This is a genomic window from Williamsia sp. Y721, from assembly GCF_059683565.1.
The window spans coordinates 604,123-621,001 of sequence record NZ_JCASNH010000001.1 but is presented as its reverse complement, the minus strand read 5'-3'; the positions used below and the strand labels follow the sequence as shown (position 1 = coordinate 621,001).

At 62.4% G+C, this 16,879-nt stretch carries 19 protein-coding genes; 9 read left to right on the top strand and 10 right to left on the bottom strand.

The features are described 5' to 3' along the window. Nucleotides 1–2: 2 nt before the first annotated feature. From AC56PL_RS02765 to AC56PL_RS02725, 9 genes are read right to left on the bottom strand one after another with little or no spacing between them, the layout of a single operon-like run. Complete coding sequence (locus AC56PL_RS02765) at nt 3–890, bottom strand: PaaI family thioesterase (RefSeq protein WP_497152958.1); 888 nt, start codon at nt 888–890, stop codon at nt 3–5. A 34-nt stretch (nt 891–924) separates the two neighbouring features. Further along, a complete protein-coding gene (locus AC56PL_RS02760; RefSeq protein ID WP_497152957.1) occupies nt 925–1,797 on the bottom strand; it encodes an SDR family NAD(P)-dependent oxidoreductase in 873 nt (290 codons plus the stop codon). Further along, on the bottom strand, nt 1,794–3,050 hold the full coding sequence (locus AC56PL_RS02755; RefSeq protein ID WP_497152956.1) for a hypothetical protein: 1,257 nt from the start codon (nt 3,048–3,050) through the stop codon (nt 1,794–1,796). Before AC56PL_RS02755 ends, AC56PL_RS02760 begins: the two co-directional genes overlap by 4 nt. Nucleotides 3,051–3,057: 7 nt before the next feature. After that, nucleotides 3,058–3,609, bottom strand: coding sequence for a nuclear transport factor 2 family protein (locus tag AC56PL_RS02750; protein ID WP_495514888.1), 552 nt, complete (start codon nt 3,607–3,609; stop codon nt 3,058–3,060). 15 nt (nt 3,610–3,624) lie between these two features. Further along, nucleotides 3,625–3,816 carry a ferredoxin gene (locus tag AC56PL_RS02745; RefSeq protein WP_495514887.1) on the bottom strand — a complete coding sequence of 64 codons (192 nt, stop codon included), beginning with the start codon at nt 3,814–3,816 and terminating at the stop codon, nt 3,625–3,627. A 29-nt stretch (nt 3,817–3,845) separates the two neighbouring features. Next, entirely contained in the window at nt 3,846–5,198 is a 1,353-nt protein-coding gene (cyp51, locus tag AC56PL_RS02740) for a lanosterol 14-alpha demethylase (RefSeq protein WP_495514886.1), read from the bottom strand. Continuing rightward, nucleotides 5,195–5,989 (bottom strand): SDR family oxidoreductase, encoded by a 795-nt coding sequence (locus AC56PL_RS02735; protein WP_495514885.1) that lies wholly within the window; start codon nt 5,987–5,989, stop codon nt 5,195–5,197. The genes cyp51 and AC56PL_RS02735 overlap by 4 nt, the downstream gene beginning before the upstream one ends. Further along, on the bottom strand, nt 5,989–7,206 hold the full coding sequence (locus tag AC56PL_RS02730) for a cytochrome P450 (RefSeq protein ID WP_495514884.1): 1,218 nt from the start codon (nt 7,204–7,206) through the stop codon (nt 5,989–5,991). The genes AC56PL_RS02735 and AC56PL_RS02730 overlap by 1 nt, the downstream gene beginning before the upstream one ends. After that, complete coding sequence (locus tag AC56PL_RS02725) at nt 7,206–7,793, bottom strand: TetR family transcriptional regulator (protein WP_495514883.1); 588 nt, start codon at nt 7,791–7,793, stop codon at nt 7,206–7,208. The genes AC56PL_RS02730 and AC56PL_RS02725 overlap by 1 nt, the downstream gene beginning before the upstream one ends. A gap of 78 nt (nt 7,794–7,871) precedes the next feature. Here AC56PL_RS02725 and AC56PL_RS02720 point away from each other — a divergent pair, with 78 nt between their 5' ends. The 9 genes from AC56PL_RS02720 (at nt 7,872) to AC56PL_RS02680 (ending at nt 16,090) form a co-directional block, all read left to right on the top strand. Further along, nucleotides 7,872–9,338, top strand: a complete 1,467-nt coding sequence (locus tag AC56PL_RS02720) for an aldehyde dehydrogenase (protein WP_497152955.1) — start codon at nt 7,872–7,874, stop codon at nt 9,336–9,338. A gap of 12 nt (nt 9,339–9,350) precedes the next feature. Further along, a complete protein-coding gene (locus AC56PL_RS02715; RefSeq protein ID WP_495514881.1) occupies nt 9,351–10,088 on the top strand; it encodes an SDR family oxidoreductase in 738 nt (245 codons plus the stop codon). Continuing rightward, nucleotides 10,085–10,999: an NAD(P)-dependent oxidoreductase gene (locus AC56PL_RS02710; protein ID WP_497152954.1), complete on the top strand. Its 915-nt coding sequence runs from the start codon at nt 10,085–10,087 to the stop codon at nt 10,997–10,999. The genes AC56PL_RS02715 and AC56PL_RS02710 overlap by 4 nt, the downstream gene beginning before the upstream one ends. After that, nucleotides 10,996–11,418: a carboxymuconolactone decarboxylase family protein gene (locus AC56PL_RS02705; protein ID WP_495514879.1), complete on the top strand. Its 423-nt coding sequence runs from the start codon at nt 10,996–10,998 to the stop codon at nt 11,416–11,418. Before AC56PL_RS02710 ends, AC56PL_RS02705 begins: the two co-directional genes overlap by 4 nt. Beyond that, nucleotides 11,415–12,407: an LLM class flavin-dependent oxidoreductase gene (locus tag AC56PL_RS02700; protein WP_497152953.1), complete on the top strand. Its 993-nt coding sequence runs from the start codon at nt 11,415–11,417 to the stop codon at nt 12,405–12,407. Before AC56PL_RS02705 ends, AC56PL_RS02700 begins: the two co-directional genes overlap by 4 nt. A gap of 175 nt (nt 12,408–12,582) precedes the next feature. Then, a complete protein-coding gene (locus tag AC56PL_RS02695) occupies nt 12,583–12,855 on the top strand; it encodes a hypothetical protein (RefSeq protein WP_497152952.1) in 273 nt (90 codons plus the stop codon). Nucleotides 12,856–13,099: 244 nt separating this feature from the next. After that, complete coding sequence (locus AC56PL_RS02690; RefSeq protein ID WP_497152951.1) at nt 13,100–13,477, top strand: hypothetical protein; 378 nt, start codon at nt 13,100–13,102, stop codon at nt 13,475–13,477. After that, nucleotides 13,474–15,099 (top strand): TPR repeat domain-containing protein, encoded by a 1,626-nt coding sequence (locus AC56PL_RS02685; RefSeq protein WP_497152950.1) that lies wholly within the window; start codon nt 13,474–13,476, stop codon nt 15,097–15,099. Before AC56PL_RS02690 ends, AC56PL_RS02685 begins: the two co-directional genes overlap by 4 nt. A gap of 754 nt (nt 15,100–15,853) precedes the next feature. Continuing rightward, nucleotides 15,854–16,090, top strand: coding sequence for a hypothetical protein (locus AC56PL_RS02680; RefSeq protein WP_497152949.1), 237 nt, complete (start codon nt 15,854–15,856; stop codon nt 16,088–16,090). A 362-nt stretch (nt 16,091–16,452) separates the two neighbouring features. Here AC56PL_RS02680 and AC56PL_RS02675 read toward each other — a convergent pair whose 3' ends face one another. After that, nucleotides 16,453–16,605 carry a hypothetical protein gene (locus AC56PL_RS02675; RefSeq protein WP_497152948.1) on the bottom strand — a complete coding sequence of 51 codons (153 nt, stop codon included), beginning with the start codon at nt 16,603–16,605 and terminating at the stop codon, nt 16,453–16,455. Nucleotides 16,606–16,879: the final 274 nt, after the last annotated feature.

Here is a 16,879-nt window from a genome sequence, read left to right as displayed (position 1 = left end):
GGTCAGGCGATGGCGTCGGCGGTTGCCTGGGCGACAACTGTGCCGTCCGGGTGACTCATGGTCGCGGTGACAGAACAGATCCTGCGGCCGGACTTCACAGCGTGGACCGTGACCGTCAAGTCGCCCTGGTCGATGGCGGGTGAACGGAGGAAACTCACGGTGAGGTCGGACACCTGGTAACGGCCGCCTGCCCTGGCTGACAGCTCGGCACCCAGTGAGCAACCTTCGGCCATGATCGACGTCACGATCCCGCCATGCATCGTGCCCATCCGATTCGCCATGCCTGGACTCGGCGTCACCGCGAGCTCGACCACGTCGTCACCGACAGCAGCGACGCGCAGGCCCAGAAGACGCTGGATCGGCCCGGGAGCAATCGAACCGTCCGTCAGACCCGCCAGGATCTGCCTGCCGGTCAGATCCGGGTCGAGGGGCTCCGGCAGCGACGACTGTTCGCGATCCTCGCTCGCACCGACCTGCCTGCCGAGTTCGAGCTCCGGGATTTCCCCGATGGCACGGCGGACGAGGACACCCCGCCCGGTCGCCACACAGACCACGGTGCCCGCATCGTCGACCAATTCGGCAGAGGTGACCCCGTGGTGACCGGTGGCACCGACCAGGCGGCCTGTGCCTCGCACGCGACTGCCAGATCTCGCCGGGACGGGGGCGGACAACGACAACCGCGCCTGAACCGTCGCCGAACCCTCCGGATGGGAGCGATAGAAGGCATTGCCGCCGACGATTTCCGCCAACGTGGCATACGACGACATCCCGGCGATCCCCCGATGATCGACGACATCGGTCCCGAGGAACTGGCTGAACGTCCGAGCCCCTTGGTCGTCGACAACATGTTCGATGCCGAGTACTTCCATGGGATCTTTCGTCTGCGTCATGAAAACATGCCTATCACGCGCACGGAACCCAAGTTCAATCGGCGAGGATGGCCTGCAGTTCGGCCAACGAATACGGCGGTTCGGGATCGTGGCCGCGGTAGGCCACGAACGCCGGCTCGAAAGCCGGATACTTTCCGATGAAACCACCTGCTGCACTGTAGATCTGGCCGGTGATGCCGTCGGCCAGATCACTTGCGAGATAGGCATACAGCGATGCCACGTACTCCGGCGGCGCCGGATCCAGCGCGGCGTCGCGGGTGAACTCGTCAAGCAGGCCACGCTCGTGCAGGTCCCGGATATGAGCTTCATATCCGGCGCCCGTCGACAACCGCGTTCTGCCGCCCGGGCAGACGACGTTGACCCGCACACCATGGGGACGCAGATCCGCGGCCAGCGCCAGCGACAGACTGTTGACCCCACCTTTGGCGGCTGGGTACCCCGTCCCTCCGAAGTTGCCTGCCGACGCCGCCGACCCGGTGGTGACAATCGCACCGAAGCCCTGTTCCACGAGGATCGGTGCGGCCGCGCGCACTAGTTCGAATGTGCTGACCAGATGCGCATCGAGCTGGGCAAAGAACTCATAGGTACTCATGGTCAGGATCGACGATCCCTCCGGTTCGGCAACACCGGCGCAGTTGATCACCACATCGAGCCCACCGAACTCACGCATCGCGGTGGACACCAACTCCTGCGCGACATCCTCCTCCGCGACGTTGCCAACCACTGGAACCGCGACGCCGCCATCGTCGACGATCTGCGCTGCGGCGGCCTTGACCGTGGAGTCGTCGCGGCCATTGACCACCACCGATGCACCCTCCGCGGCAAGCTTGCTCGCGACCGCCAGGCCGATGCCGCGACTGGATCCGGCGATCACGGCCCGCTTGCCCTGCAGGTGTTGCGAACTCACACTGCTGAGACCGGTGTGATCGACAACGGGATCCCGCGGTCCGCGAACTCGAACGTCGCCCCGCCGCTGAAGCGCGCGATGGCGACCTCGCCGGACTCCTTGATCGCCTCACCGCGCGCGATCTCGATCACCACGTCATCCCCCTCGAGATGACCGGTGACCGAGGACCACGTGGGATGTACAGCCGACGACATCGCCAGGACCGGCTCGAGGTGTTCGGGATCGATATATGCAATCCATCCGTTGTCGGCGACCGCGTCGGAGTTCCCGGGCAGCCGCAACCGAACCGTCACCTCGTCCCCCACACCGTGGATCGACACCTGCGCGCCGACATACTGTTCGGGCCCCAGGATCGGGTGAATCCGCAACACCGCTGCCAGCCCCTCGGCGTCTTGTTCCACGCCCAGACAGTGGCGCAGTCGATCAGCCGTCAGGCCCGAGATGCCGGTCAGCTGCTTGCGGAAGATACTGTCGGCCTGGTCCTCGTCCTCGGACTTCTCCCGCACCGACATCGCAAACCCGAGCGCCAGCAGTTGGTGTTGCAGCGCAACCTCTTCCGCCATCCGGATCAGCGCAGAGTGTGACCAGTCCGCGAACCGCAGATCGTCCCAGACCGGGCCTCGGTAGTCGTCGTGGCCTTCGCCGCCTGCGATGATCGGCGACAGTTCGACGTTCGCCGCCCGCGTCGCCGACATGATGATCGACTGCTCCGGCAACGGTAGTTCGTCGCGGTCGGGTTCGATGGTCACCGTCCACGCGCAGTGGGGATGTCGGTCCGCCGGCCGCCGTGGTGGCCGGTGGATCGGACGGATCCGCGCCCGCCTGTTGGTGGCGATGGCGGTCGCGTCGAAGGTCGGATCCTCGATGTCATGACACATCGAGGTCACGTAGTCGTCGCCCATCGGCTCGACATCCATCAGTGCGCCACAATGATTCAGGACGAACTCACCGTGGTAGTCGTCGAAGATCGTGTACCGGAAGTCCATGAACTGCGGCGGTGCACCGATGTCGAGCTGCAGGCACTTGAACATGTCCGCGACGCCATCGCCGTCGATCTGCAACGCGGAACGCATCCGTTTGGTGTAAACCGGGCTGGCCGCCATCCACTCTTCGATCGCGATCTGGGCCATGGTGTCCCGCCCGAAAGCACCGATACAGTGGGCCATTCCGGAACGGTCGATCAATTGCCCCGAGAGCAGCAGCTCCGGCAGGAGTCTGGCCAATGTCGGGCGATCGAGGTCTGCGTACGACATCGAGTCGTCACCACATCTCGACTGGAGTCTTGCCCAGCGGATACCAGCCCGGCAGAAGCTCTTTGGCGTTCATGACCCGGTCGATCCGGCCCTGCATTCCCTTGCTCATCACACCGTCGGTCATCATTTCCATGAACAGTGCGGTGACGTTGCCGTAGTCGAAGAAGTCGCGCTGCCATCCCCACTGGAAGTTTCCGGCGTATTTGAACCAGCTGCCCTGGATACCCTCGAGTCCGTAGTGGGTGCCGTCGTCGCGGGTGGCCTCGAAGATCTGCTTCCACAGACCCATCATGTCGCCGGTCTTCTCGTCGATCACCCAGGTCTGGTACGGGTACGTCCAGCCGTCGAGACCGTCCATCTCGAAACCGATTGCATAGTCGCGGATCTGGTCGCGGCCGATGGCCATGAAGTCATGCTTGGCACCGTAATTCCACCCGTAGGTGGCATCTTCGGTGTAGTACTCCGCGAGCGGCCGCCAATCGCCGGTCTTCTCGCAATCGATGTTGGCCTGCAGCCAACGCTCCACCATCTCGTCGAGTTCAGCGCGTTCAAATGACATGGGAGTATCCAACTTTCATTCTTCAACAATTTTGAGGGCTTGGGTCGGACAGTAACGCACCGCACGCTCCACGTCTGCCAAATGACTGCTATCCGGTTGGGGATCAAGCAGTTTCACCGATTCGCGTTCGGCTTCGAAGATGTCGGGTGCTTCCATCTCACACATGCCGTGCCCCTGGCACAGGTCCAGATCTACTTCGATTTTCACAGGAACCACCTCCACCGCAGCTCTGGGTACTACCTGTTGCGCTTGCGGTACTTGACCTTGCACGGCTGTGCGAGCTGCACAACCATCTTCGAGTGATCGTTCTTGTACGACTCCGGCGGCTGGGCCATCTCGAACTCGTAGTTCTGCAGCAACACCGAGAAGATCGCCTTGAGCTGCATGATCGCGAATTGCGCTCCGACACAACGATGCCGGCCGGCGCCGAACGGGATCCAGGTCCAGCGGTTGACCAGGTCCTCCTGCCGGGGCTCGAAGTAGCGGTCCGGGTCGAAGCTGTCGGGATTCGGGAAATCTTCGGGCAGGCGGTTCGAGATCGCCGGTGAGACCGCGATCAACTGTCCGGGCTCGAGCTCGACGTCCTCGACGACGAACCCGTGCTGGACGACCCGCATCAGCACGATGAGAGGCGGATGCAGCCGCAGCGCTTCTTTGAGTGACGCCTCAAGTTTGGGGATCTGACGCATCGCGCCGAAGCTGTATTCCGCTCCGCCGGCGTAGATCTCGTCGAGTTCGGCGGTGACCTGATCCATGTATTCCGGATGGCGCAGGAGCTCGATCAACGTCCACGCCGCTGTGCCCGAAGTGGTGTGGTGGCCTGCGAACATCATCGAGATGAACATGCCGGTGATCGTGTCGGCGGTGAAGCGCAGGTTGCCTTCGTCGTCCTTGATCGAGATCAGCACATCAAGCAGGTCACGGTCTTCATCGGTCGGCGGATCCCCCGCGATCCGGGTGTCCATGATCTCCTGCACCAATTCCACGAGCCCGACACGGGCGGCATCCCGCTTGCGGAAGCTCTCGATGTCGGCGTAGGCGTCGACGTACGCGATCGGGTCGGTGCCCTTCTCGAGGTCGTGGTAGAGGTGCGCGAACCGGCCGTCGAGCTGTTCGCGAAACTTCTTGCCCACCAAGCACGCCGACGACGTGTAGATGGTCAGCTCGGCAAAGAACTCCAGGAGGTCGATCTCACCTTCGTCGCCCCAGTTGGCGATGATGCGCTCGGTCTCTTCGGGAATCGTGATGGCGTGCTGCTTCATGTGAGCGCCCTTGAGCGCCTGGTTGTGCAGCATCTCCGACCGACGTTCGGGGCTCGCGTCGAATACCACGCCCTCGCCGAAGATCGGCGTCATGAACGGATAGGCGGCGGCCTGATCGAGGTCCTCTTCCGAAGCGCGGAAAAACGTCTCATTCGCGGGGGCACCGGAGACCAGGGCCACCTCGCGGTCGGCGAGCTGGAATACCCCGACATCACCGCACTCCTCGCGAACCCGCCAGAACAGGCCGATCGGGTCGCTGGCCAGTTCGTCGAGGTGTCCGTGTTCGCCTTCACCACCGGATACGCGCTTTGGCTTCGTGAGAGTCACTTCTTGTCTCCTTCGATACGGGGGACCGGGGCTTCGGCCTCGACCTCGACCAGGCGCATGTGCGCTCCGCGAGGCATGGAAACGATCGTCAAAACTGCGGTGGCCAAATGTTCTGGCTTGAGGAAATTGCTGTGCCGCGCCAGGCCCCACGGAATCCAGTCGTTGAGAACGGATTCGGCGACCTCGGGCGTGAAGTTCATGCCCATGCCGGTCATCACCTGTCCGGGACGGACGAGGCTGGCCCGGACACCGGTGCCTTCGAGTTCCATCTGGGCCACTTCGGCGAGGCCTTCGACCCCGCGCTTGGCTGCCACATACGCACCCATCTGAGGCCTCGGACGTTCGACCACATCAGAGCTGATGAACACGAAATCGCCACGCCGCCTGTCGATCATCTCCGGGACCACACGCCGATAGATCCGTTGGGCACCGAGCAGATGAATGTTCACCTGGGCGGCAAAATCGTCGTTGCTGAACTCGTGCACACGGCCCGGGTCCAGATCGCCTGCGCCAGAGACCACGATCTCGGCTGGTCCGAGTTGCGCTTCGGCCTTGGTGACGAACTCATCGATCGATTCGGCGTCGGTGACGTCCAGCGGCAATGCCACCGCTTCACCACCCGCGGCGACGATCTGATCGACGAACTCCTGCGACTTCGCAACCCGCCTGGCGCCCAGGGCAACCGGATATCCGGCGGCGGCCAACATCACCGCGGTTGCGGCACCGATGCCGGACGACGCGCCGGCGACGATGACAGGACGGCGATCGGGATGAGCGGGGAAACGGGGCATCAGCGCACCTTCACCTTCATGGGGAGCGAAGCAAATCCACGGACGTTGACCGAGTGCACGCGGACGGCGTTGTCGATATCGATGTCGACCTGGTTGATCGACTGCACGATCTGTTCCAGGGCCACATTCGCCTCCAGGCGCGCCAGATGCGCTCCCAGGCAGAAGTGGGTGCCGAGACCGAAGCTGGTGAGTGTCTGCGAGCTGTCCCGGCCGATGAGGTAGCGATCGGGGTCGTCGAAGACATCCTCGTCGCGATTGGCCGATCCGAGGAGCAGCAGCACCCGCTGACCCGCGGCGATGGTGTAACCGCCGTATTCGACGTCTTCGAGCACGCGACGCAACACGATCTGCGTCGAATTGTCGTACCGCAGAGTCTCTTCGGTCCACTGGGGCACGGTTTCGGGGTCGGCCATCGGAATCGCCAGCTGATCCGGGAAGCGCCAGCCCCAGTACACCGCATTGGACAACAACTTGGTGGTGGTCTCGTTGCCCGCGACGATCATCAGGATCATGAAACCGATGATCTCGTCGTCGGTGAGTTTGGTCTTCTCGCCGGTTTCGTCGTCGAGGATCTCGGCGTCGAGCAGCGCCGAGACCAGGTCGGTGCCGGGGTTCTTGCGGCGGTCGACCAGCAACTCGGTGTAATAGCGGGTCAATTCGAAGTAGGCGTAGATCGCCGCTTCGGGGACGTCGAACACGCCTTCGTCGCGGTGGATCAGCAGATCCGACTGGGTCCGCAGGTTGGCGCGGTCGCTCACCGGCACGTCGAGCAGCTCGGAGACCACATCCATCGGCAACAGACCGGCGAACTCGGTGACGTAGTCGAACTCACCCATCTCCAGGCAACGGCTCCAATGTTGCTTCGTGAGTTCACCGATCCGGTCGGCGAGTTCGGCGACACGCTTGGGGGTGAAGCCCTTCGACACCAGCTTGCGGATCCGCATGTGCTTCGGATCATCCAGCGCCAGAAAGGACATCGATTTGTGTGCGTCGGGTCCGTATGCCGCCGGGTCGAGCGAGACACCCCAGCTGTTCGACAACCGCGCGGCATCCCGGAACCCGTTGCGGACATCCTCGTGCTTGGCAAATGCCCAGAAGTCCATGTCCGCGTTGTGATACACCGGCGCCTCGGCGCGGAGCCGTGCGTAGGTGGGATAGGGATCCTCGTGGAAGTTGTAGTCGTACGGATCAAATGAGAGCTTCGTCGGGACGGTCATCAGCGCTCCAGCAGTAGTTTTGCCGCGGCGACAAGCCGATCGGCGATGGCGGAATACGTTTCGTAACCCATGCCGGCGCGGACGAGAGCGCCGGAGTACAGCATTTCGAGGGCTTCGAGCTCCCCTTCGTCGACGGCCTCACCCGAATCACCGACCAACGCATCTGAGATTCGTTGCCGGATCAACACGCCGATCCGAAGCCGGAGATGCTCGACGTCGGGGTCGGAACCCAACAGCGATGCGGTGACCGCCCGCGCGAGATGGTGATCGTCGTCGACCGCAAGGGACACCGAACGCAGCACAACGGCCACCCGGTCCGCACGGGGGGCAGACGGATCGGGTTCGGTGATGCCCTCTGCCAGCCGGCGCCAGAACAGTTCGGCGACGACGTGCCCCTTCGAGCTGAAGTATGTGTAGGCGGTTGCCGGGGCAACCCCGGCACGCTTGGCCACCGACCGCACCGTGAGGGCGTCGTAACCGACCTCACGAAGAACTTCGACCGCCGCCTCGGTGAGCTTGGTGACGGTCTCTGCCTGCGCGGTTGTGAGTCGGCGGCGAGTGGATTCGAAAGAAACCGGACTGGACATGGACAGTGACGTTACACTACGTTCAAACCACAGTCCAGACACGTGTCCAGCCAGTCATCCACGAAGGAGAGACCAGCAATGTCGCTCAGACCAGAAACCAGCTCCGAGCTGCTGATAGATGGGAAGTTGGTGCCTGGATCGGGGGGCACGTTCGCGATCATCAACCCGGCAACCGAAGAGGTCATCGGCCACGCCGCCGACGGCACCACCGAGGACATGGAAGCCGCCATCGGCGCCGCTCGGACCGCGTTCGACACCACCACGTGGCCGGTCGACCATGCCTTCCGGGCACATTGCCTGCGCCAACTCCGGGACGCGCTGCAGGGCCACATCGAAGAACTCCGCGAGATCACCATCGCCGAGGTCGGCGCCCCGGCATTCCTCACCTCCGGCCCCCAGCTCGAAGGACCGATCGCCGATCTCGGCTACTTCGCCGACCTGGCCGAGAGCTACGAGTGGGAGACCGACCTCGGCCGCGCGAAGCCGATGGGCATCAAGACCCATCGCAAGGTGCAGCGTGAGGCGGCCGGTGTCGTCGGTGCGATCACCCCGTGGAACTTCCCACACCAGATCAATTTCGCGAAGATCGGTCCCGCGCTGGCCGCTGGTTGCACCGTGGTGCTCAAGCCCGCCCCCGACACTCCGTGGTGTGCGGCGCTGGTCGGCAAGGTGATCGCCGAGGAAACCGACTTCCCGCCCGGTGTCATCAACATCGTCACGTCAAGTGATCACAGCGTCGGGGCGTTGCTGTCGTCCGATCCGCGCGTGGACGTTGTCTCCTTCACCGGTTCAACGGCCACCGGCAAGAAGGTGATGGTCGCCGCGGCAGAGACACTCAAGCGGGTCTTCCTCGAACTCGGCGGCAAGTCGGCGTACATCGTCCTCGACGACGCCGATCTGGGGGCCGCCTGCTCGATGGCGGCGTTCTCCGTGGTCACCCACGCCGGCCAGGGCTGTGCACTCACCACCCGCATGCTGGTACCCCGCGAGAAGTACAACGAGGCAATCGAATTGGTCAAGGCCGGTCTGGCCGGGCTCCCCGCCGGCGACCCGACCAACCCCGGAACCATATGCGGTCCGGTGATCTCCGCGGTCCAGCGCGAGCGGATCGAGGGTTATCTACAACTCGCCCGCGACGAAGGCGGCACCATCGAGATCGGCGGCGGGCGTCCGGCCGACAAGGACAAGGGCTTCTTCATCGAGCCGACCTTGATCTCGGGGCTGGAGAACTCCGCGCGGGTGGCACAGGAGGAAATCTTCGGGCCGGTTCTGGTGATCATCCCGCACGACGGCGACGACGACGCGATCGCCATTGCCAACGACTCCCCCTACGGCTTGTCGGGTGCGGTCTGGGGCACCGATCCGGATCGGATCAAGAAGGTCGTCGACGGCGTACGCACCGGAACCATGGGCATCAACGGCGGTATCTGGTACGCCGCCGACGTTCCGTTCGGCGGCTATAAGCAGTCCGGTATCGGGCGCGAGATGGGCGTGGCCGGATTCGAAGAATATTTGGAAATCAAAGCGGTAGCGACACCTGCATAAGGAGATCGACTGATGAGCAACAACAGATTTGAAGGCAAGACCGCGATAGTCACCGGAGCTGCGGGTGGCATCGGCGAGGTCTACGCTCGCCGGCTCGCTGCCGAAGGTGCGAATGTGGTGGTCGCCGATCTCAATGACGAGGCCGGTAAGCAGGTGGCCGCCGACATCGGTGGTCTGTACGTCAACACCGATGTCGCCGAACCCGAATCGGCCCAGGCCCTGGCCGCGGCGACACTGGAAACCTACGGTCAGATCGACTATCTGGTGAACAATGCGGCCATCTACGGCGGCATGCAGCTGGACTTTCTGATCACCGTTCCGTGGGACTACTACAAGAAGTTCATGAGCGTGAACCTCGACGGCGCATTGAACGTGACCCGCGCGGTCTACGGGCACATGAAGCCCGGTAGCGCCATCGTGAACCAGTCCTCCACTGCCGCATGGCTGTACAGCGGCTTCTACGGCTTGGCGAAGGTCGGGGTGAACGGTCTGACCCAGCAGCTCGCCACCGAACTCGGCGGGTCCGGGATCCGCGTCAACGCGATCGCCCCCGGCCCCATCGACACCGAGGCCACCCGCTCGACCACCCCGAGCAACATGGTCAAGGACATGGTCAGCAAGCTTCCGTTGTCGCGCATGGGAACTCCCGATGACCTCGTCGGCATGTGTCTGTTCCTGCTCTCCGACGAGGCCGGCTGGATCACCGGGCAGATCTTCAACGTAGACGGCGGACAGATCATCCGATCATGAGCGAACAACAGGCATCCGACACCGCAACGGACCAGAGCGCACCGGTCGGGTTCATCGGACTCGGCAACATGGGCGCACCGATGGCCGAGCGACTGGCGAAATGGCCGGGCGGCCTGGTGGTCTGCGATACGCGACCCGAGGCCACGATCGAAGGGTCGACCCGCGCCGACTCCCCCGCCGAAGTGGCCAAGACCGCCACCGTCATCGGCGTGACCGTCCTCAACGACGAGCAGGTCAACACCGTGGTCGCCGGGTCACACGGCATCCTCGAGACGGCCGCACCGGGAACCGTCATCGCCATCCATTCCACAATCGGGCCGCAGACCGCGATCGATCTGGAGAAGGTATGTGCCGCGCAGGGGGTTTCGCTGGTCGATGCACCTGTCTCCGGCGGCGCGGGTGGCGCCAAAGAGGGCCGTCTGGCCATCATGGTCGGCGGTGAGCGCGAGGCCTACCTGAAGTTGAAGCCTCCGTACTCACTGATGTCCGACATGCTCATCCACGCCGGCCCGATCGGCGCCGGCACCAAGATGAAACTGGCCCGCAACCTACTGCATTTCATCTCGTTCACCGCCGCCACCGAGGCGTCTCGGCTCGCCGAAGCTGCCGGCATCGACATCGTCAAACTCGGCAAGGTGGTCCGTCACACCGATGCGATCACCGGGGGCGCCGGTTCGATCATCCTGCGGGACACCACAGCTCCCATCCCGCCGGACGACTTCTGGTACGACATCTTGAGCCACGTGCGTGACCTCGGCGAAAAGGACCTCGGTCTGGCGCTGGCCCTGGGCAGCGAACTCGGCATCGAACTCCCTCTTGGCGAAGTAGCTCTCGACCGTTTCGCCGACGGCCTGGGCGTGGGCGGAGACGCAGCGGAGCGTAGCTCGACCCGTGGAAAGGAAAAGAAATGACAACCGAACAGAGTTCCTCGAACGGCGAACTGCCACCGACATCGGAGCTACGCCAAAAGGGCATGGACACGATGGCCAAGGTGTACGGCTTCGAGATGCAGGATGGGCCGGGTGACTTCTACGCCTACCTCACCGAACATCTCTTCGCCGACGTCTGGAACCGCGAGGGCCTGAACTTCCGGGATCGTCGCCTGCTGATCTTCGGCGTCCTGGCAGCAACCGGTCAGATCGATGTGGCCGAGATCCAGGCCGGCGCCGCACTCGCCAACGGTGAAATCACCGGCGACGAACTTCTCGAAATCGCCCTGTTCCTCTGCTATTACGTGGGATGGCCGCAAGGTTCGAGAATGAACATGATGTTTGGTTCCGTCATCCAGAAGCACGAGGCCAAACTCGCAAAGCAGAACAAGTCGACATGACCTTCTTCGCGACGCGCTACGACTTTCGTGCGCCCGGGGCCACACCGCAGGGGCGGGCCGAACTGTTCAAGCGCGCCGTGGAGCAGGTCACGTATCTCGACACCCATGATCAGGACGCCGTGATGCTCTCTGAGCATCACGGCTCACCTGATGGCTATCTGCCGAATCCACTGATCGTCGGCTCGGCATTTGCTGCCTGTACCACCCGAATCCAGATCACCATCTCGGCGATCGTGGTGAACCTGCACGACCCACTGCGCCTGGCCGAGGACATCGCGCTCCTCGACAACCTCAGCGGTGGCCGGGTGTCGTACACGCTCGGTCTCGGTTACCGGCGAGAAGAATACGAACAGTTCGGCAAATCCTGGACCACCCGGGGCGACGACATCGAACGCGCCATCGGCGTGCTGCGTGAGGCCTGGACGGGTGAGGAGTTCGAGTACAACGGCAGAAGGGTTCGCGTCACACCGACTCCCCTGTCGCAGCCACATCCGTTCCTGTTCTACGGCGGCGGTTCTCGGGCCGCCGCACGCCGCGCCGGCCGACTCGATCTGGGCTTCGCACCGCAGGTCGCCGACCCCGAACTCCGCAAACTCTACGACGACGAATGCCGTGTCCACGGCCGGAATCCCGGCTTTGTCATGACACCACCACCAGGACCATCCACCGTTTTCTGCGCCGAAGACCCCGACAAGTTCTGGGACGCCTACGGCGAATACCTCCTCGCCGACGCCCGCGCCTACGACGCCTGGCACGGCGATCATGCTTCTCACGTCCGCGACAGCTCTACCTCTGTCGACGAACTTCGAAGCGGCACCGGATATGTCGTCTGCACACCGGACGAAATCATCGAACGCTGCCGCAGCAAAGAGTTCCGGCTGGTGACCAGTCATCCACTCTGCGGCGGCATGCCGGAGGAGCCATCCTGGGACAGCGTGCGGTTGATCGGAGAGAAGGTCATCCCGACCCTGCGCACCCACCCCAGATAGTTCATTCAGGGGCCGCGCTCGCGGTCTTTACGTCACAGTCGGACCTATCGTCACGCCCCGGTATCGTCGCGCTACTCTCACAGAGGGAATGTGTTAACACACATAGGGGGATGCAATGACAACACAGGTAGATCCGGAAGATCTGCGTACTGCGGCGCGACAGATCGGGAGCGGCATGACCGGCACCACCTCGTATGGTGGTGCCACGCCCGACACAGCGACGAGTTCCTTGCGATTCGGTGGAACGGGCATACCGGGCACGGATACATCAGCCGCCTTGACCACAGCAGCCAGCGCCGCCGCGACGGCAATCGAGGTGGTGCGTTCGCGAATCAGCGAATGGAACACGGTTCTGACCACGTCAGCTGACACCTTTCAAACAACTGGGGAAGACAGCACACGACGTCTAGAAGCCCTTGGCGACTTCAATACGCGTCCGCAGAGCTGACCCGTGCGACCGACCAAGAGTCAAGTCTCCGGCTTCAACTTCGGCAACATGCCCGCTGCTGCCACCGACTCCACCACCATTGGCGACCAGATCGATGGGGACGGACTGAATATTCAGCGCACCATCAGCGGAATGGACTGGTCTGGCACGTTTCGGAATGCTGCCGTAACGCGCGCCGATCGTGAGAGAGTGCAGTTCGCCAGGGTTGATGATGCCTTCGAGAAGCTCTCAACAGCCATCACCGATGGCCACGTCGATGAGCCACATCTCCGAGAGGCTCAAAACCGGAGCCGCGGGGTGCGAGGCGACGGGCTACGTTGTGGCCGAGGACTGGACGGTCACCGACAGCTACAACTACGCCTTGGCCGAGTCTATGTACAAGGATGACGATGCAGCGCTAGAGCTCCTCGCCACCATGAAGGCCACGCGGGCGAACAACGCCGCCACCTCAACGACCCAACTGCAGCGCTTGGCCGGCGAATTCGAAGTAGCAGATACCAATTGCGCCGCGGCCATCGGTGTAGCGAGTTCTTCGATTTCCACTCTCACACCATTGGAGTCTGCACTCGGTGGTGGCGTCGCGGATCGGATCGGAGAGAAGCTCCGAGACGGGAAGCAGTGAGCGACTTCGAGCGGCGGGTGTTGGAGGCCGGCACCAATCTCGACGCAGACGAGTTGGAAGCACTCAAGTATGGGAAGCCCGCCACGATGACTCAGGGCGAGTTCGATTTCCTCAAGGAAATTGTCGGCGACCTCGACGGGCTGTCCATGGATGAGATAGCCGAACTCGGAGCGGGCGCCCACCACAACGATATTCAAAGCAATCTCGCGAACGCGACCCAGCTGCTGGGGACCCCAAATCTGGGCACCTCCAGCGGAGACCGCGGTGGCATGGCAGCGCTACCAGCAAATATGCGTAGAATCCTGACCACAAATCCAGTGGATGACAACGGATATCTCTTTTCACACTTCCCGGAATTTTCATCATTCGTCTACTTCGTCGCGTCGGGCGATCAGAACGCGCGTCACGGGTCGGATGTGAATCGAGGATTGCTCAAGCAATCATCTGAGATTGCTGGCGCCGACAGCGCGATCAACCCTAATCCCGGCAGCCAGGCCACCATCGACGAGCTCTTGAATACCGCACTGAACGTCGGCGGTTCCGACAGGATAGCCGCCCACGATTTCATCACAGGCGAAAATATGAACGTCACCTGCGACAATGGCGGACAGTACAATGCTGGAATTCATCTCAACAACATCTCCGAATACAAATGGACAGACGTCAGTGGCCTACACACCGTGTTTGACACCATCGGCCAAGACGTTGGATCCTCCAATCCGTTCTACGCGGAAATGTCCCGAGAAAGCGCCAGCTCGCTGGCTCACTACCTCGGGTCACCGGGAGACTTGGCCACCAATGAAGACGTTGGCGTCACCAACCCCGTCGCCCGCATCTACGCGAACGCGTTGAGCCCCTACCTGGGAGACTTCACCGGAATCGACGCCACCAGCACGGGTTCACCGAGCTACGGAGCAGACCGCCTCAACCCTGGAGAACTGGAAAACATATTCCGCTCCCTGAATACTGACGGAGAGGCTGCCGCAACCATGAACTCCGAAGCATACAAGTGGCAGAATCTGATGGCCTTGCAGTATGGAGTGACCGACCAGGCCCACTTCTCAGAATTGGCCGGAATTCTCAGCCAGGCAATGGTCGATGGAAATGGCCAGGCCGTAAATCATCTCTCCGAGACGGATCTAGCAGAACGGACTGCAAGCTACGACAACAAGATGGCGCTATTTTCCACTGTTAAGGATCTGACCGGACTGTTGCCGGTGGGTAGCGAAGCGGGCATAGCGATGCAACAACCTCTCGCCGACGCGATCTTTGGCGAAGCGCCGACACTCGAGGATGAATCCAACCAAGGAAACGATCCCAACTGGGTGGCCCAACTCAACGACCCTGACATTCGCGACTTCTATGAACTTCAAGGGTATATCGCATCACACCCAGAGTTCAGATCCGAGATGCCGGATGAGTTGTTTCGCGACGGAAATCTGGACTGGAATGCGGTCAACAGTCGAGATAATAAGAACCTCTTCGACGATTCGGTCGGACTAATGAAGAGCGATTGGGAAGACGGTTTTGATAAGGGAACCCAAGCGCCCGATTGGCCAATGGACAACATCGACGGATCAAAACCGGAAAATCCCAATGCCCCTGCCAAACAACCACGTTAGGCCGACTACCGGCCTCCGCCGTCGATGGCCGGTAGCCTTTCTATTGCGCGGTGCGGTCATAACGATAGTGCTCACATTTGCCATCTCGAGTTGCGCTGGGTCCGCGGAAGAAGGCAGCGATACATCTGCCCCGCCTAGTGCGCTACGCACGGTCGATGATTACCCGGTCGTCTGGTTCGACACCCCACACCTCGCCCTCACCACCCCAGACGGCACATTCGCCCGAGCCATCTTCGAGTCTTACATTCTACGATCAGAACTCGGCCCATCCGCATACTTCCCAGGCTGGGCCGAAGCCACTGGGGACAGTTGGTACCACTGGCCCAGTAGACGTAGCAACGGCCCTCGCAATGGACCCCCCTTCACCATCTTCGCCTGGGTTGTTCCCTTCATCGACCCTGACCCCGCCGGTGTCGCCGACTGGACTCCACCCTCCACTACGGTCGGCAGAGTCATGATCTGCTCACGAACCAGCCAGAACATTGACTACGCCATGATCTTCACCTACCAGCGCACCGGCGCCACACCACCAGCACACCAACACGGCAACCAGCCAACTCCGACCCGCAACGTCTACGGCGATTGGACAGTCCTCGATAGCATCACCCAAACTGGCAACCACATCGACCGCACCTACCGATGCAACACCCCACCCGCCCCGATCACCCAAGACACCCACACCTCCAACCCCGGCTGGCCCGCAAGCAGCCAATAACCCATGACCACAAGAGAACCCAGCCTCCCACCGCATATTATGGCTACCCTCCGCGCCCCCGAAGGCACCACCGCCGAAGACATCTACCGGCAGTTCCCCGACGCACGCCCCGCCCACACACCCCCACCCATCGACCACGACGAACTCAACGCCCGCCTACACCAAGCACACGACGACTGGCACCGCCACCACGGTTGGCACATCGACATACCACCAGAGACGAGAGAGCAACTCGCCCAACAAGTCCGCGACGATTTCGCCTGGGAACAACGATGATCCGCACCCTCACCCGACCTGCGGCGTCGGCGTTCCGGCAGATATCGACCTAGCCGAGGTCATGCCTCCGGTTGGAACCGACGGACGGGCCGATCCCGACCCTCTTTCTACCTGCCTTCGCGCCCGGTGCGCTGTTCTATGCCGGCGTGCACGGCCATATCTACAACGACCATTTCATTGCTCCGATCCCGACCGGTCGAGGTGGCACGTGAAACACTCTCGCACGCAGTCAAGTGTCACAACCCGTTTCGAGTCGTTGCGCCGTAGCCTGCGAACATGAGAACACCATCCTGGGTAGAGCTCGCCGGCCGCAATGCTGCCCCGAGTCGTTATGTCTCACCGGAACTCTCGAGGTCGTCGAATCACCACCAGATCGCGCCCGATTCGACTTCCATCACGCACCGGGCGGGAAATGGCGTATCGAACACGGCGGATATCCGATCTACATCGCCACCGATAGAACCGCCGTCATCCACATCGGCGATCAGATGCAGCAGATCGAGGGCGACATTCACTTGCCGATATTTGGGGCACAGTTCAGCCCGCTCGATCTATTCGGAGTCGCGCCGTCGCCGACGCCGACAGCGAAAGATCGGCGCGGGCTTCGCTTGTTCGCCTTCTGGGTGTCACCGATTTCGGCGCAGACTCGATCATGTCGACGCCACTCGCGCACTTCCTTGGAGACCACGTTGAGGGCATTCGGCGCACGCTCGAAACGATGGAGCGCCAACACCGCGGGCGATAGCAAGGCGGCGACCTGCACGAGTTGTTTCGTCTGCCTTCCGAAAG

Coding starts and splice junctions, on each gene's coding strand:
- AC56PL_RS02720 (WP_497152955.1), top strand. CDS start 7,872: ATGTCGCTCAGACCAGAAACCAGCTCCGAGCTGCTGATAGATGGGAAG.
- AC56PL_RS02735 (WP_495514885.1), bottom strand. CDS start 5,989: ATGCCCCGTTTCCCCGCTCATCCCGATCGCCGTCCTGTCATCGTCGCC.
- AC56PL_RS02730 (WP_495514884.1), bottom strand. CDS start 7,206: ATGACCGTCCCGACGAAGCTCTCATTTGATCCGTACGACTACAACTTC.
- AC56PL_RS02700 (WP_497152953.1), top strand. CDS start 11,415: ATGACCTTCTTCGCGACGCGCTACGACTTTCGTGCGCCCGGGGCCACA.
- AC56PL_RS02705 (WP_495514879.1), top strand. CDS start 10,996: ATGACAACCGAACAGAGTTCCTCGAACGGCGAACTGCCACCGACATCG.
- AC56PL_RS02715 (WP_495514881.1), top strand. CDS start 9,351: ATGAGCAACAACAGATTTGAAGGCAAGACCGCGATAGTCACCGGAGCT.
- AC56PL_RS02690 (WP_497152951.1), top strand. CDS start 13,100: ATGGCCACGTCGATGAGCCACATCTCCGAGAGGCTCAAAACCGGAGCC.
- AC56PL_RS02725 (WP_495514883.1), bottom strand. CDS start 7,793: ATGTCCAGTCCGGTTTCTTTCGAATCCACTCGCCGCCGACTCACAACC.
- AC56PL_RS02755 (WP_497152956.1), bottom strand. CDS start 3,050: ATGTCGTACGCAGACCTCGATCGCCCGACATTGGCCAGACTCCTGCCG.
- AC56PL_RS02765 (WP_497152958.1), bottom strand. CDS start 890: ATGACGCAGACGAAAGATCCCATGGAAGTACTCGGCATCGAACATGTT.
- AC56PL_RS02680 (WP_497152949.1), top strand. CDS start 15,854: ATGGCTACCCTCCGCGCCCCCGAAGGCACCACCGCCGAAGACATCTAC.
- AC56PL_RS02750 (WP_495514888.1), bottom strand. CDS start 3,609: ATGTCATTTGAACGCGCTGAACTCGACGAGATGGTGGAGCGTTGGCTG.
- AC56PL_RS02710 (WP_497152954.1), top strand. CDS start 10,085: ATGAGCGAACAACAGGCATCCGACACCGCAACGGACCAGAGCGCACCG.
- AC56PL_RS02695 (WP_497152952.1), top strand. CDS start 12,583: ATGACCGGCACCACCTCGTATGGTGGTGCCACGCCCGACACAGCGACG.